Raw genomic sequence first — 13,076 nt, 5'->3', positions numbered from 1 at the left:
CTTTATCGTTGCCTGCCATCCTGACGCGCCTTTGCTCGTTGTGCAATGCACAAGGCCGGGAAATGTGTCGGGCACCGATCGCGCCCTGTGGATTTTCGCCGCTCTCGCGCCTAGGTGAGGCGCATGGATGGGTCACCCGACACTGCACTGCAAAAACGACGGCTCTTTCAACGCAAGGCCAGGACCGGCGAGCCGCAGGAGCGGTCGCTGAAGCCGCTGCGCATGGTGTGGCAATCGGCGACGAAATATCCCGGCCACGTCGGCCTCGCCATCCTCGCCCTGTTCATCACGGCGGCCGCCACCCTCGCAATCCCTGCCGGTTTCAAGATGGTCATCGACCGCGGCTTTGCCGAGGGCGCGGATCCCGACGCGATGGGGCGCTGGTTCCGCTATCTCCTGATAATCGTCGGGGTGCTGGCAGTCGGCACCGCCATGCGCTTCTATTTCGTCAGCTGGCTGGGCGAACGGGTTGTTGCCGATATCCGGCTGCGCGTGCAACGCAACCTGCTGCGCCTCGCGCCCGGTTTCTACGAGGAGAACAGTCCCAAGGAAATCTCCAGCCGTATGACCAGCGATACCGCGCTGATCGAGACGGTGGTAGGGACCACGATTTCGGTGGCGCTGCGCAATACGCTGATGGCGATCGGCGGGACGGCCTACCTCTTCTATCTCGTCCCCTCGCTGACCATGGGCCTGTTCCTCATCATCCCGGCGATCGTCGTGCCGATCACCTATTTCGGGCGGCGCCTGCGCAAGGTCAGCCGCACCAGCCAGGACCGCGTGGCCGATATCGGCGCGATGGTCACCGAGGTCCTGGGGGCGATGAAAATCGTGCAGGGTTTCAATCAGGAACGGCGCGAGCATCAGCGGTTCGAGGAGGCGGTCGAACGCACCTTCTGGGTGGCCAAGCGCCGGGTCATCATCCGGGCCATCATGACCGCGGTGGTCATCCTGTGCGTGTTCGGCGGGATAACGCTGCTCGTCTGGCGCGGAGCGGAAGCCGTGAGCGAAGGCTCGATTTCGGGCGGCACTATCGCCGCTTTCGTGCTCACCGCCGGACTGGTCGCGGGTGCGTTCGGCGCCTTGACCGAAGTCTATGGCGACCTATTGCGCGGAGCTGGTGCGGCCAGCCGGCTGGCCGAACTGCTGGAGGAAAAGCCGACCATCACCGCGCCAGCCCGGCCGCAGCTGCTGCCCGAGCCGCCACGCGGCAGCCTCTCGTTCCGCAATGTCACCTTCCGCTATCCCACGCGGCTCGAGGCTCCGGCGATCGTCGATTTCAGCCTCGAGGTCGAGCCCGGCGAAAGCGTCGCCATTGTCGGACCCTCGGGGGCGGGCAAGTCGACCATCTTCCAGCTGGCCGAACGTTTCTACGATCCGCAGGCGGGCTCCATCCGCCTCGATGGCGTCCCGTTGACCAGCGCCGATCCGGCGGAGATCCGCCGGCGCATGGCCTATGTCCCGCAGGAAGGGGTGCTGTTCAGCGCCAATGCGCGCGATAACCTGCGCTACGGCAACTGGGACGCGAGCGACGAGGACATCTGGGCCGCCGCGCGCGCTGCGAATGCTGCCGAATTTCTCGAGAAACTGCCCAAAGGTCTCGACACCTACCTCGGCGAAAGCGGCACGCAGCTTTCGGGCGGTCAGCGCCAGCGCATGGCTATCGCCCGCGCGCTGCTGCGCGATGCGCCGATCCTGTTGCTCGACGAAGCCACGAGCGCGCTAGATGCCGAAAGCGAACGGCTGGTGCAGGATGCGCTCGAGCATCTGATGGCGGAGCGGACCACGCTGGTCATCGCGCACCGCCTGTCGACGGTGCGCGCCGCCGACCGGATCGTGGTGATGGAGGATGGCCGCATCGTCGAACAGGGCACGCATGACGAGCTATCCGCCAATGGCGGGCTGTATGCGCGGTTGGCAAAGCTGCAATTCGTCCTCGAAAGCGCGTGATTCCTCGCTCAAGGCGCTGATTCGACCGATAAACTGCATCGCATCTGCGATGAAAACTGCTAGTCCGCCTCCATCCGATCCCGGCCCTTGTGGCCGGGTGACTGCGATTGGGAGACTGCAAACATGATCCGTACCCTGCTTGCCACCGGCGCCAGCGCCCTGGCCCTTGGCCTCGCCACCCCCGCGCTGGCCGACGATCACACCGAAGCGACGATGGCCGAGGCCAAGGACGAAAGCCCGACCATGAGCTTCGGCGAATGGGGCTTCGATACGAGCTATCTTTCGTCGGACATCGATCCCGGCGACGACTTCTTCGCCTATGCCAACCAAGCGTGGATCGATGCGAACCCGCTGCCGGCCGACAAGGCTCGCTTTGGTGCCTTCGACCTGCTGGCGGAGAAATCGACCTACGATGTGAAGGCGGTGGTCGACGAGCTGGTGAGCAAGCCTGCCTCCGAGCTGACTTCCAACGAGAAGCGCATCGTCGATGCCTACAACGCCTTTCTCGACACCGATGCCATCGAGGCCGCCGGCCTCGCGCCTGCCCAGCCGTATCTCGACGAGATCCGCGGCGCCGAAACGCTTGCCGAGCTGGTCACGCTGTGGGGCAAGCCCGGCTATCCCTCGCCGATCGGCGGCTATGTCAGCGTCGATGCGAAAGAGCCCACCCGCTACTCGGTCTATGTCGGCAGCGGCGGTCTCGGCATGCCCGATCGCGAATATTATCTCGACGAAACCGAGAAGGGCCTGTCGATCCGCACGGCCTATCAGGACTATCTGACTTTCCTCATGAGCGAAGCCGGCTATGACGATGCCGCCGGCATGGCGCAGAAGGTCTATGATCTCGAAGACAGCTTCGCCCGCAAGGTCGCCTGGGATCGGACCGTGCGCCGCAACCGCGACCTCACCTACACCGCGCTGACGCCCGCTGAGTTGCAGGGTTTGTCGGACAACTTCCCGGTTGCCGCGATGTTGGTCTCCACCGGTTTCGACAAGACCGACCGCTTCATCGTGGGCGACATCCCGCCGACGGCCGAGCGTATTGCCGAGCTTGGCCTCGACGAAGCGACGGTGCAAAAGATCGGCGGCGGCACGCCCGCCATGTTCGATCTCATCGCCGAGACCGACATGGAGGTATTGCGCGCCTGGACGCTCAAGAATTTCCTGTCGAACAACGCCTCGATCCTGCCCAAGCGGTTCGACGACGCCAACTTCGCCTTCTACGGCACGACGCTGCGCGGCGTGCCCGAGCAGCGCGATCGCTGGAAGCGCGCCGTCGACGCGACCGAGGGCATGCTCGGCGAATTGCTGGGCGCGTCCTATGTCGAGCGGTACTTCCCGCCGGAAAGCAAAGCGGCGATGGACGAGCTGGTTGCCAATCTGCGCGTCTCGCTGGCCGAATCGCTGGCCGAAATCGACTGGATGAGCGAGGAAACCAAGGTCGAGGCTATGGCGAAGCTCGACACCTTCGATCCCAAGATCGGCTATCGCGAAAACCTGGAAACCTATGACGGGCTGGCCATCACGCCGGGCAATCCGATCGCCAATTCGATGGCTTCGGCCCAGTGGTCGATGGCCGACAATCTCGCCAAGCTGGGCGAGCCGATCGACCGCACCGAGTGGTTCATGCTGCCCCAGACGGTCAATGCCTATTACAATTCCACCAAGAACGAGATCGTCTTCCCGGCCGGCATTCTGCAGCAACCGTTCTTCGGCAAGGATGCAGACCTCGCGGTCAATTACGGCGCGATCGGCGGCGTGATCGGCCACGAGATCGGGCACGGTTTCGACGACCAGGGGTCCAAATCCGATGCCACCGGCGCGCTGCGCAACTGGTGGACGGCGGAAGACCGGGCGAACTTCGACAAGCTGGGCGACCGGCTGGTCGAGCAGTACAACCAGTTCTGCCCGCTCGACGATGGCGAAACCTGCGTCAATGGCCGCCTCGCACTGGGTGAGAATATCGGTGACCTCGGCGGCCTGTCGATGGCCTATCGCGCCTACAAGCTGGCGACCGAGGGCAAGGAAGTCCCCGTGATTGACGGCCTGACCGGCGATCAGCGTTTCTTCCTCGCCTGGGCGCAGGTCTGGCGCAGCGCCTATCGTGAAGATGCGCTTCGTTCGCAGCTACGCAACGGTCCGCACAGCCCGGCCATGTATCGCACCAATGGCATCGTGCGGAATTTCGACGAATGGTACGAAGCCTTCAACGTGACGCCGGAGGATGATCTCTACCTGCCGCCGGAAGAGCGCATCCGCATCTGGTAAACCGGCGTTCAGGCGCAAAAACTCGCTTGGGGCGGGACGGGTCGCTTGACTTGTCCCGCCCTTTCTTCATGGACCGCGCAAGATGACCTTTCTCCAGCAACTCATCATCGCGATCGTCCAGGGGATCACCGAATTCCTGCCGATTTCCTCGTCGGGCCACCTCATCCTGATCCCGAAGCTGACGGATTTTCCCGACCAGGGGCCGCTGATCGACGTGGCGGTCCATGTCGGCTCACTGCTGGCGATCATCCTCTACTTTCGCAAGGATGTGATGGGTCTGGCGCGCGGCGGGTTTGCTACCGTGGGTCTGGGCTCGGCTCCGGAGCAGCGGCGCTTGTTTCTCTTCGTGCTGGCCGGCACCGTTCCGGCGGTGATCGCCGGGCTCTATCTCAAGCTTGGCGGTTACCTGGAGAGCCTTCGGTCGACCGACCTTGTGGCCACGAACCTGATCGTCTTCGGCCTGCTTCTCGGGATCGCGGATCGGATCGGCCGGGAAACCAAGAGTTACGAGGACCTGACGCTGCGCGATGCGATCATCGTCGGCATCGCCCAGGCAATGGCCCTGATCCCCGGCACCAGCCGGTCCGGCGCGACGATGACCGCGGCCCGCTTCCTCGGCTACGACCGGGTCGAATCGGCCCGCTTCTCGTTCCTTCTCGCCATTCCTGCGGTGGCTGGCGCCGGGCTCATCGCCGCACTCGACCTGGCAGAGGCGAGCAGCCAGATGCAGATGGACGCAATCGGGGCCGGGGTGATGACCTTCTTCGCCGCGCTTGCGACCATGATGTTCCTGATGAATTTCCTTAAAAAGGCTTCGATGATGGTCTTCGTTGTCTATCGCGTCCTGCTCGGTGCGGCACTCTTGCTGCTCTTCTAAGCCCCCCTCTAAGGTTGCAGGGAGCGCCCGCCCCGTCGCATCGCGCCATATTGATGCCTTTTTTCGGGAACCTTTCGGACGGTGCGAGCTTTTCGAGTGGATACAGTTATTCAGGAAAGAGCCCGATGGGTCTTCTCATACTGATAGTCGTAGGGGCCATCCTGGGATGGCTTGCCACCATCGTTCTGCGGATCGAGGATGGTCGCAACATCGCGATCTATGCCGGAGTCGGTGTGGTCGGATCCCTGCTTGCCGGAATCGTCGCGGGCAATGGCGTCATTTTCGGCGCGATCAGCGGAACGGCCCTGCTGTGGGCGGTCCTGGGTGCGTCTATCGCCATTGGCGCCTTCAGCCTGCTGCGCCAGCGCGCCTATCGCTGAAAACATTTTTCAAGTTCGCAGGAGCAATCGGGGCATTCCGCCCCGTCCTGTTTTACCAAGGGGAAGAAATATGAAGTTCAACAAAATGATGATCGTCGCCTCGGCCGCCGCGCTGAGCCTGGGTCTTGCAGCTTGCGACGGCCCGACCGAAGAAGCCATGGAAGACCAGGGCGAGCAGATGGAATCCGAAATGGATGCGCAGGCTGAAGCCATGGAAGACGCAGGCGCACCGGAAGCCGAAGTCGAAGCCATGGAAGACCAGGCTGATGCCATGGAGGACACCATGGAAGAGCAGGCCGATACGGTCGGCGAAGACATGGACGGCAACGAGATGTAATCTCACTGGCCCCGCCGTTCACAGGCGAGGTCAAAACGAAACGGCCCCGGAGCGATCCGGGGCCGTTTTCGTTTGACTGGAAGAAAGCCTAGACTGGCTTCGCGCCGCTGCCGCGTCCGCCGCGCAGCGTATATTCCAGCGTACCTTCGTTCACCACGTAATCGACGTCGATGACCGCCGTGTTGGCATAGGTGAAGCCCGGGCCGAGATGGCGGTAGAGTTTGTCGAAATCGCGCTCCACCGTCTGGCGGTAGAGATCCTCGAAGCTCTCGATCACGAAATAGGTCGGCTGCAAATCGCTGATGACGTAATCGGTGCGCATCACCCGATCGACGTTGAGCATGATGCGATTGGGGCTTTGCGCCTCGGTTGCATAGACCACTTCGGTCGGACCGGAGAGGATGCCGGCGCCATAGGCGCGAATATCGCCCGGCGCTTCCTGCAAGAGGCCGAACTCGACCGTATACCAGTAGAGCGCACCAAGCGCCTTGAGGCGATTGTAGCGCATCGCCTTCCACCCGGCGCGGCCATATTCCTGCATGTAATCGGCATAGACCGGGTCGGTCAGCATCGGCACGTGGCCGAACACGTCGTGGAAGACATCCGGCTCCTGGATATAGTCGAAGGTCTCGCGCGTGCGGATGAAGTTCCCGGCAGGGAAACGGCGGTTGGCAAGGTGCCAGAAGAAAACGTGATCGGGAATCAGCATCGGCACTGGCACCACCGACCAGCCGGTCAGCTTGCCCAGTTCTTCGCTCAGCTCGCCGAAATCAGGCACGCCCCCGCGACCCAGATCGAGCTTTTCGGTGCCCTCCATGAATGCGGTCGCGGCTCGCCCGGGCAAGACTTCCATCTGGCGCGCGAAGAGGTCGTTCCAGATCGCATCGTCTTCGCTGTCATATTCGGTCTGCTTGGGCTCCAGCCAGTCGTCGCCGACGTGCTCGGGCTTCTTCAGCGGGGCGGTGAATACATCTGCCGGAAGGTCCGGCAGCTGGCTAAAGTCCTGTTCGGATTCTGCAAGTGTCGCCATGTCGTTACCAGTGATACTAGGTTTGCCTGGTTTGTTCAAATGCCGCCGGAGATTGCCCCATGAAACGCAAGGACTATGAAGCAGCGCTCGAACCGATGGAACGCGAGCTCGTGCGCATGGCGCGCTGGGCCCGCACCACCGGGCAGCGGATCGTGGTGCTGTTCGAGGGCCGCGACACGGCCGGCAAGGGTGGCGCGATCGGCGCGGTGCGTGAGCGGCTCAATCCGCGCCAATGCCGCGTGGTCGCGCTGTCGAAGCCGACCGAAGCGGAGCAGTCGCAGTGGTACTTCCAGCGGTATGTCGAACATCTGCCCAGCGCGGGCGAGATCGTGCTGTTCGATCGCAGCTGGTACAATCGCGCGGGCGTGGAACGAGTGATGGGATATGCGGAGGAGGCGCAGGTCGCACGCTTTCTGGACCAGGCACCGACATTCGAGAAAATGCTGATCGATGACGGCATCCTGCTGTTCAAATACTGGCTGACAACCGACCAGGCGCAGCAGGAAGAGCGCTTGCGCGAGCGGCTGGAAGATCCGCTCAAGCGCTGGAAGCTCTCACCTATCGATCTTGCCGCGCGTGGCAAATACGATGCTTATACCGAGGCACGCGAGGCGATGCTGGCCGCCACCCACACCGATCACGCGCCCTGGACGTTGATCGATTTCAACGACCAGAAGTTGGGCAGACTTACGCTGGTGCGCAATCTGCTGGACCGGTTGCCCGATATGCATGTCGATCCGCCGGCGATCGATTTTCCCGAACTGCCGCGAGAGCCGCGCAGCGAAAGCTATTCCGTGCTCCAGCCGATCGCTCCGTATCCTGTCGACTAGGCGAGGCTAGCGCGGGCCTTCACGCATTCGCGTCCGTCGGTCGCGAGGGCGGAGAGTTCAATTCCGCTCTCGCGCCTGCGCAACGCGAGATGAAGCGGCTCACCCGCTATTGCCGGGCTGACCGCGCGGAAGCTGAAATCGGCGAGGCGCTCCTCGCCGTATGTGCGCGCGAGCAGTTGCAGCAAGAGGCTCGCCATCAGGGGACCGTGGACCACCAGCCCGCGATAGCGCTCGATTTCCTGCGCATAGGGGGCGTCGTAATGGATGCGATGGGTGTTGAAGGTGAGTGCCGAAAAGCGAAACAGCAGTCGCGGATCGGGCAAAATCGTTTCGACTGCGTCCCATTCGCCGGCCTCGAAGTTTGCGATGCCCGGCGAGGGCGGAACGAGTGGCGCGTCGCTGGGTGCTGCGCCGCGATAGACCAAAATCTGCTTTTCCCGCACGGCCTCGACCTCGTCACAGGTGGTGACATGGTCGACCTCGACGAATGCCAGCTTGCCGCTCGATCCCTCTTTCTCTGCAATCGACGCGATCCGGCTGACCCGCTCGATGCGTGACCCGATCGTCAGCGGCGCGAGGAAGGTGATGGCGCTGCTCGCCCACATCCGCCGCGGAAGCGGTACGGGCGGCATGAAGCTGGCGGACGTGTCCGACCGGGCCGGGTGGCCGTCCTCACCCAGCGTTTGCGTCGGTGCGTCCGGGGTGCAGAGGCAGAAATGAATGCCATGGGGCATGACGCCGTCTGACGGTACGGATAAATCGAAGGTCGCGAGCCAGCGTTGTGCCAGCGCCTCGTCCAGCTGATCCTGGCGCACTTCCTTGCGCCCAAGCCAGCCATCCCACTTGCCCATTAGGCGGCACGCTCGAAAATGGCGGCCATGCCTTGCCCGCCGCCGATGCACATCGTCTCGAGACCATAGCGGATTTCGCGGCGCTGCATTTCGTGCGCCATGTCGGCCAGAATGCGGATGCCGGTTGCGCCGATCGGATGGCCCAGCGAGATGCCCGATCCGTTGACGTTGACGATCTCGCGGCGGCTGTCGTCCTCGGCGAAGCCCCAGCCTTTCATCACGGCAAGCGCCTGCGGGGCAAAGGCTTCGTTCAGTTCGATGAGACCGATGTCGTCCCAACCCATGCCGCTCTTCGCAAACAGCTTCTCGACCGCCGGCACCGGGCCGATGCCCATGCGGCTGGGGTCGCAGCCCGCCGCGCTCCAGCTGTGGAACCACAGGATGGGTTCGAGCCCAAGTTCAGCGACCTTATCCTCAGCCACTACGAGGCAAGCAGCGGCGGCGTCGTTCTGCTGGCTTGCATTGCCTGCTGTCACGATCGCATCGGGGTCGCGCTTGAGGTCGATCGCACGCAATTTGCCAAGCGTTTCCATATCGGCGTCGGCGCGGAAGCCTTCGTCCTTCGCGAACACCACCGGATCGCCCTTGCGTTGAGGGATCTCGACCGGGACAAGCTGCTCGTCGAACTTGCCCTCGTCCCACGCCTTTGCGGCGTTCCGGTGGCTGCGCACGGCAAAGGCATCGGAGGCTTCGCGGGATATCTCGTAATCCTTGGCGAGATTCTCGGCGGTCTCGATCATGCCGGTGATGACGCCGAAGCGGTCGATCGGCTGGCTCATCAGGCGGCCTCGGGTCAACCGGTCCCACAGGACCATGTCGCCCATCCGCACACCCATGCGGGCCTTGGTGGTATAATGCTCGACGTTGGACATGCTCTCGACTCCGCCCGCGAGAACGCAGTCCGCAACGCCGGTCTGTACCATCATCGCCGCGGTTGCGACCGCCTGCAGGCCCGAGCCGCAGCGCCGGTCGAGCTGGAAGCCCGGCACTTCGATCGGATAGCCCGCCGCCAGCCAGCTCCAGCGGCCTATCGCGGGAGCCTCTCCGCTGCCGTAGCCCTGGCTGAAGACGACGTCGTCGACGCGCATGGGATCGACACCGCTGCGCTCAACCAACGCCTTGATGATGATTGCGCCCAGCTCGCCCGCCTCCAAGGGGGCGAGACTGCCGAGGAACTTGCCCACGGGAGTGCGCAGTGGCTTGCAGATGGCAACGCGGCGAAGTTCGGTCATGGCATGATCCTGGTCTTGGAATAATCGTGGCCCTCGTCGCTTGGCGCGGCGACGCCCTTGTCGAAGAGGGCGCCTATCTCGCCGGAGGAGAGGCCGAGGCGTTCGGCGAGAATCTCTTCGGTGTGCTCGCCGAGATAGGGCGCGCGCTTGGGCTCGCCGCGCGGCGCGTCCGGCATGTTCGCAAAGCTGCGGGCCACGGGATAGTCGAAACCGCTGGGATTGTCGGGTGTGCGCCCGAACAGCGGATTCTCGCCGACGAGCGCCGGGTCCTGCGCGGCCTCATAGGGCGTGCGATACCTTTCATAAGTCGTGCCGGCAGCCTTCATCCGTCGCTCGAGCTCGGCATAGTCGTGCTGGCTTGCAACCTGCTGGAACAGGGCCGCCAGGCGCTCGCGATGCTGGAAGCGTGGCGTGTCGCCATCGGCAAAACGCACGCCCAGTTCGCTTTCCAGCGCGGCGATCTCGTCGCCAAGGCCAAAGGCGTAAACGATGCCTGCCCATTGCTTCGCGGTCAGCGCTGCGACCATGAAGCGGGTGCCGTCCTTAGCGCGGAAATCAGTGCCGAAGGCGCCCCAGATGGCATTTCCGAGCCGCTCGCGGTCGCCGCCCCGATAGAGCATTTCGGCAATAGTTCCCGAGTTCGCCAGGGTGCCGATCGCCACATCGCCCAATGGCACGCGGATTTCCGCACCTTGCCCGGTAGCGTCACGATGGCGCAGCGCCGCGAGCAGGGTGAAAGCGCAATAGGCGCCGGTCAGGAAGTCCCAGGCGGGCATCAGCTGGTTGACCGGCGGCGCGGTTGCCGGATCCCAGTCCGCCGGTCCGGTCATGAGCGGATAGCCGGCAGCGGCGTTGACGGTGAAGTCCATCGCCTGCCGCCCATCGTGCCAGCCCATGATACGGACGCTGATCATGTCCTCGCGCCCCTCGGCCATGGCCGCATGGCTGAGGAAGCTTTTCTCGGGGAGGTTGGTAACGCATTGGCCCGTCTTGCGGGCGAGCTCGACGCACAATTCGCGTCCTTCTGCGCTTTTGAGGTCGAGGGCGACCGATTTCTTGGCGCGGTTCAGGTTCTCCCATGCCAGCGAACGGCCATTGTCCGCGAGCATGAAGCGATCGTAATCCAGGCCACCTTCCTTGTGGTCGACGCGGATCACTTCCGCTCCGAACTGTCCGCAGTAAAGCCCCACCGTCGGCGAGGCGACGAAGCTGGAGACTTCGAGAACGGAGAGGCCGGAAAGGAAATCGTACATTTTAGTTGCGTGCGCTGACGACATCCGTCGTCAGCTTGCGGCTGTTCCATCCCGCTCCCCCACCCGGCCACCCATAAGATACCGTGCCGTGGGTGGCCGGGTGGGAGAGCGGGATGGAACAGCAAGGACCGGACGGATGTCCGGTCCGCTCGCAACAAAGACTCAGGCGCAGACTTACCATCAATTCACAGGCCCTTCGCATAATCGCGCAGCATGTGCTTCGCGATCTGCAGCTGGAGGATCTGCGTCGTACCCTCGTAGATCCGATAGATGCGCGCATCGCGGAAGAAGCGTTCGGCGTCGTATTCGGCGAGATAGCCCGCGCCGCCATAGACCTGCACCACACGATCGACGACGCGACCGCACATCTCGGATGCGAACACCTTGAAGGCGGCGGCGTGCTTGACCGTGTTCTCACCGCGATCGACGCGCGCGGTCACATCCGCCATCATGGCTTCGGCGGCGTATATCTCGGTCCAGCTCTCGGCGAGCATTTGCTGGATCAGCTGGAAGTTCGCGATCGGTTGCCCGAAGGCCTGGCGCTCATTGGCATATCTGGTCGCGCTGTCGAGTGCGCGGCGGGCGTAGCCGGTGCTGGCCGCGCCGACCGAAATGCGGCCATTGTCGAGGCTCATCATCGCGAACCGAAAACCCTGGCCGGTCTCGCCGCCGAGCAGGGCATCGCCCGGCACATGGACGTCGTCCAGCATGATATCGGCGATGTGGCTGCCCGACTGGCCCATCTTCTTGTCGGGGCTGCCGACCGAGACGCCTGGCGTGTCCATCGGCACGACGAAGGCGCTGACATGGGCGTTCTTGGGCAGCGCGTCCTTTTCGGTCCGCGCCATGATGAGGCCGACTTCGGCATAGGGAGCGTTGGTGATGTAGCGCTTGGTGCCGTTGAGGATCCAGCCATTCCCCTCCGGGTCGGGCCGCGCCGTTGTCGCCATGGCCGCACTGTCCGATCCGCTGCCCGGCTCGGTCAGGCCGAAACAGGCGATCGCGCCGTTGGCGATCTTCGGCCACCACTCGGCCTTCTGGTCCTCGGTCCCGCCATTCTTGATGGCCGAATTGAACATGCCGACGTTGATCGAAAAGATGCTGCGGAAAGCCGGCGCGGCATAGGCCATTGTCTGCACGACCTTGGCATATTGGGTGACGTTGAGGCCCGCGCCGCCATAGTCCTCCGGCACGGTCAGGCCGAAGAGGCCCATGTCCTTCATCTCGTCGATGATGTCCTGCGGCAGGGCATCGTTCTCGATCACATCCTTCTCGGCCGGGATCAGCCGTTCACGGACATATCGCTCCAGCTGCTCGAGAAACTGGTCGAAGGTGTCGGCGTCCATTCCGGAATTGCTGGCGACGGCATTCATGGCTGGTTCTCCTGTTCCGACGGACCGGCTTGCTCGCCGTCGCCATCCCCGTTCTCTTCTGCAAAGGCGTCATCTGGAAGGCGGCGCTCCTCGAGCATCTCGGCAGCCTCGTCGAGTGCCTGCGCCTCGCTGGAAGAGATTGCTCGGGCGTCAGCGGGGGCATCCTCACCGCAGGCGGCGAGAGTGCAGGCCAGCAAGGCGGCAAGGGAAGCGAGATTGCGAGTCATTGGCAAGGCAGGGCGGCGGGGCGGCGCAGGCGCGCGCCCCGCCGGACCGCTTATTCTTCCATGTCTTCCGCCATGGCATCCATAGCAGCTTCGGCGGTGGCTGCGGCATTGTCACCTGCCTCCTGGACCGAGGCGGCTTCTGCAGCGGCCCGTTCTTCCACCTCGGCGGCGGAATCGGCGACCGGAGCGGTGGCGGCCGTATCCTCGACCGGCTCTTCCTCGACGCCGACCAGCGCCTCGTCCGCAGCCATCTCGACCGTGTCGACCTCGGCCTCCATAGAGGCATCTTCCGAGCTACCGCAGGCGGCCAGGGTGAAGGTCGCCGCGGCGGCGATCGCGATACGCAATTTCATGGGTCGTTCTCCCCTCGGGATTGTTCGTGGTGCGGAACTCTAAAACGCGAGTCTGTCGAACGGGGCAAGGGAAAAAGCGCGTGCAAGAGGTTGCGGCGGCCGGCGATGGCGCACA

General features: G+C 63.7%; 13 protein-coding genes. 6 read left to right on the top strand and 7 right to left on the bottom strand.

Annotated elements, in window-relative coordinates; translation table 11 throughout:
- The first annotated feature begins 123 nt into the window (after positions 1-123).
- The 5 genes from P8Q88_RS06890 (at position 124) to P8Q88_RS06870 (ending at position 5,812) form a co-directional block, all read left to right on the top strand.
- Positions 124-1,950, top strand: a complete 1,827-nt coding sequence (locus P8Q88_RS06890) for an ABC transporter transmembrane domain-containing protein (RefSeq protein ID WP_278323110.1) — start codon at positions 124-126, stop codon at positions 1,948-1,950.
- A gap of 123 nt (positions 1,951-2,073) precedes the next feature.
- Complete coding sequence (locus P8Q88_RS06885; RefSeq protein ID WP_278323109.1) at positions 2,074-4,218, top strand: M13 family metallopeptidase; 2,145 nt, start codon at positions 2,074-2,076, stop codon at positions 4,216-4,218.
- An 82-nt stretch (positions 4,219-4,300) separates the two neighbouring features.
- Positions 4,301-5,095, top strand: coding sequence for an undecaprenyl-diphosphate phosphatase (locus P8Q88_RS06880; protein WP_278323108.1), 795 nt, complete (start codon positions 4,301-4,303; stop codon positions 5,093-5,095).
- Between the two features lie 125 nt (positions 5,096-5,220).
- Entirely contained in the window at positions 5,221-5,475 is a 255-nt protein-coding gene (locus tag P8Q88_RS06875; RefSeq protein ID WP_278323107.1) for a GlsB/YeaQ/YmgE family stress response membrane protein, read from the top strand.
- Between the two features lie 70 nt (positions 5,476-5,545).
- Positions 5,546-5,812, top strand: coding sequence for a hypothetical protein (locus P8Q88_RS06870; RefSeq protein WP_278323106.1), 267 nt, complete (start codon positions 5,546-5,548; stop codon positions 5,810-5,812).
- A gap of 88 nt (positions 5,813-5,900) precedes the next feature.
- Here the strand turns inward: P8Q88_RS06870 and phhA are convergent, their stop codons facing one another.
- The gene (phhA, locus tag P8Q88_RS06865; RefSeq protein ID WP_278323105.1) at positions 5,901-6,842 is read right to left on the bottom strand and encodes a phenylalanine 4-monooxygenase; all 942 of its coding nucleotides are present in this window, start codon (positions 6,840-6,842) and stop codon (positions 5,901-5,903) included.
- Positions 6,843-6,901: 59 nt separating this feature from the next.
- Here phhA and ppk2 point away from each other — a divergent pair, with 59 nt between their 5' ends.
- The gene (gene ppk2, locus P8Q88_RS06860; protein WP_278323104.1) at positions 6,902-7,672 is read left to right on the top strand and encodes a polyphosphate kinase 2; all 771 of its coding nucleotides are present in this window, start codon (positions 6,902-6,904) and stop codon (positions 7,670-7,672) included.
- Here the strand turns inward: ppk2 and P8Q88_RS06855 are convergent.
- From P8Q88_RS06855 to P8Q88_RS06830, 6 genes are all read right to left on the bottom strand, one after another.
- Entirely contained in the window at positions 7,669-8,523 is an 855-nt protein-coding gene (locus P8Q88_RS06855; protein ID WP_278323103.1) for an HTD2 family dehydratase, read from the bottom strand. The two genes, ppk2 and P8Q88_RS06855, sit on opposite strands and share 4 nt — an antisense overlap.
- Positions 8,523-9,755 carry an acetyl-CoA C-acetyltransferase gene (locus P8Q88_RS06850; protein WP_278323102.1) on the bottom strand — a complete coding sequence of 411 codons (1,233 nt, stop codon included), beginning with the start codon at positions 9,753-9,755 and terminating at the stop codon, positions 8,523-8,525. The genes P8Q88_RS06855 and P8Q88_RS06850 overlap by 1 nt, the downstream gene beginning before the upstream one ends.
- Positions 9,752-11,008: a CoA transferase gene (locus tag P8Q88_RS06845; RefSeq protein WP_278323101.1), complete on the bottom strand. Its 1,257-nt coding sequence runs from the start codon at positions 11,006-11,008 to the stop codon at positions 9,752-9,754. The genes P8Q88_RS06850 and P8Q88_RS06845 overlap by 4 nt, the downstream gene beginning before the upstream one ends.
- 185 nt (positions 11,009-11,193) lie before the next feature.
- A complete protein-coding gene (locus P8Q88_RS06840; RefSeq protein WP_278323100.1) occupies positions 11,194-12,381 on the bottom strand; it encodes an acyl-CoA dehydrogenase family protein in 1,188 nt (395 codons plus the stop codon).
- The gene (locus tag P8Q88_RS06835; RefSeq protein ID WP_278323099.1) at positions 12,378-12,608 is read right to left on the bottom strand and encodes a hypothetical protein; all 231 of its coding nucleotides are present in this window, start codon (positions 12,606-12,608) and stop codon (positions 12,378-12,380) included. The genes P8Q88_RS06840 and P8Q88_RS06835 overlap by 4 nt, the downstream gene beginning before the upstream one ends.
- Before the next feature lie 50 nt (positions 12,609-12,658).
- Positions 12,659-12,961: a hypothetical protein gene (locus P8Q88_RS06830; protein ID WP_278323098.1), complete on the bottom strand. Its 303-nt coding sequence runs from the start codon at positions 12,959-12,961 to the stop codon at positions 12,659-12,661.
- Positions 12,962-13,076: the final 115 nt, after the last annotated feature.

The sequence above is a fragment of the Qipengyuania marincola genome, assembly GCF_029688625.1.
In the GTDB taxonomy this organism is placed as follows: domain Bacteria; phylum Pseudomonadota; class Alphaproteobacteria; order Sphingomonadales; family Sphingomonadaceae; genus Qipengyuania.
This window is presented reverse-complemented; position numbering and strand designations above follow the sequence as displayed.

Coding starts and splice junctions, on each gene's coding strand:
- P8Q88_RS06890 (WP_278323110.1), top strand. CDS start 124: ATGGATGGGTCACCCGACACTGCACTGCAAAAACGACGGCTCTTTCAA.
- P8Q88_RS06885 (WP_278323109.1), top strand. CDS start 2,074: ATGATCCGTACCCTGCTTGCCACCGGCGCCAGCGCCCTGGCCCTTGGC.
- P8Q88_RS06880 (WP_278323108.1), top strand. CDS start 4,301: ATGACCTTTCTCCAGCAACTCATCATCGCGATCGTCCAGGGGATCACC.
- P8Q88_RS06875 (WP_278323107.1), top strand. CDS start 5,221: ATGGGTCTTCTCATACTGATAGTCGTAGGGGCCATCCTGGGATGGCTT.
- P8Q88_RS06870 (WP_278323106.1), top strand. CDS start 5,546: ATGAAGTTCAACAAAATGATGATCGTCGCCTCGGCCGCCGCGCTGAGC.
- phhA (WP_278323105.1), bottom strand. CDS start 6,842: ATGGCGACACTTGCAGAATCCGAACAGGACTTTAGCCAGCTGCCGGAC.
- ppk2 (WP_278323104.1), top strand. CDS start 6,902: ATGAAACGCAAGGACTATGAAGCAGCGCTCGAACCGATGGAACGCGAG.
- P8Q88_RS06855 (WP_278323103.1), bottom strand. CDS start 8,523: ATGGGCAAGTGGGATGGCTGGCTTGGGCGCAAGGAAGTGCGCCAGGAT.
- P8Q88_RS06850 (WP_278323102.1), bottom strand. CDS start 9,755: ATGACCGAACTTCGCCGCGTTGCCATCTGCAAGCCACTGCGCACTCCC.
- P8Q88_RS06845 (WP_278323101.1), bottom strand. CDS start 11,008: ATGTACGATTTCCTTTCCGGCCTCTCCGTTCTCGAAGTCTCCAGCTTC.
- P8Q88_RS06840 (WP_278323100.1), bottom strand. CDS start 12,381: ATGAATGCCGTCGCCAGCAATTCCGGAATGGACGCCGACACCTTCGAC.
- P8Q88_RS06835 (WP_278323099.1), bottom strand. CDS start 12,608: ATGACTCGCAATCTCGCTTCCCTTGCCGCCTTGCTGGCCTGCACTCTC.
- P8Q88_RS06830 (WP_278323098.1), bottom strand. CDS start 12,961: ATGAAATTGCGTATCGCGATCGCCGCCGCGGCGACCTTCACCCTGGCC.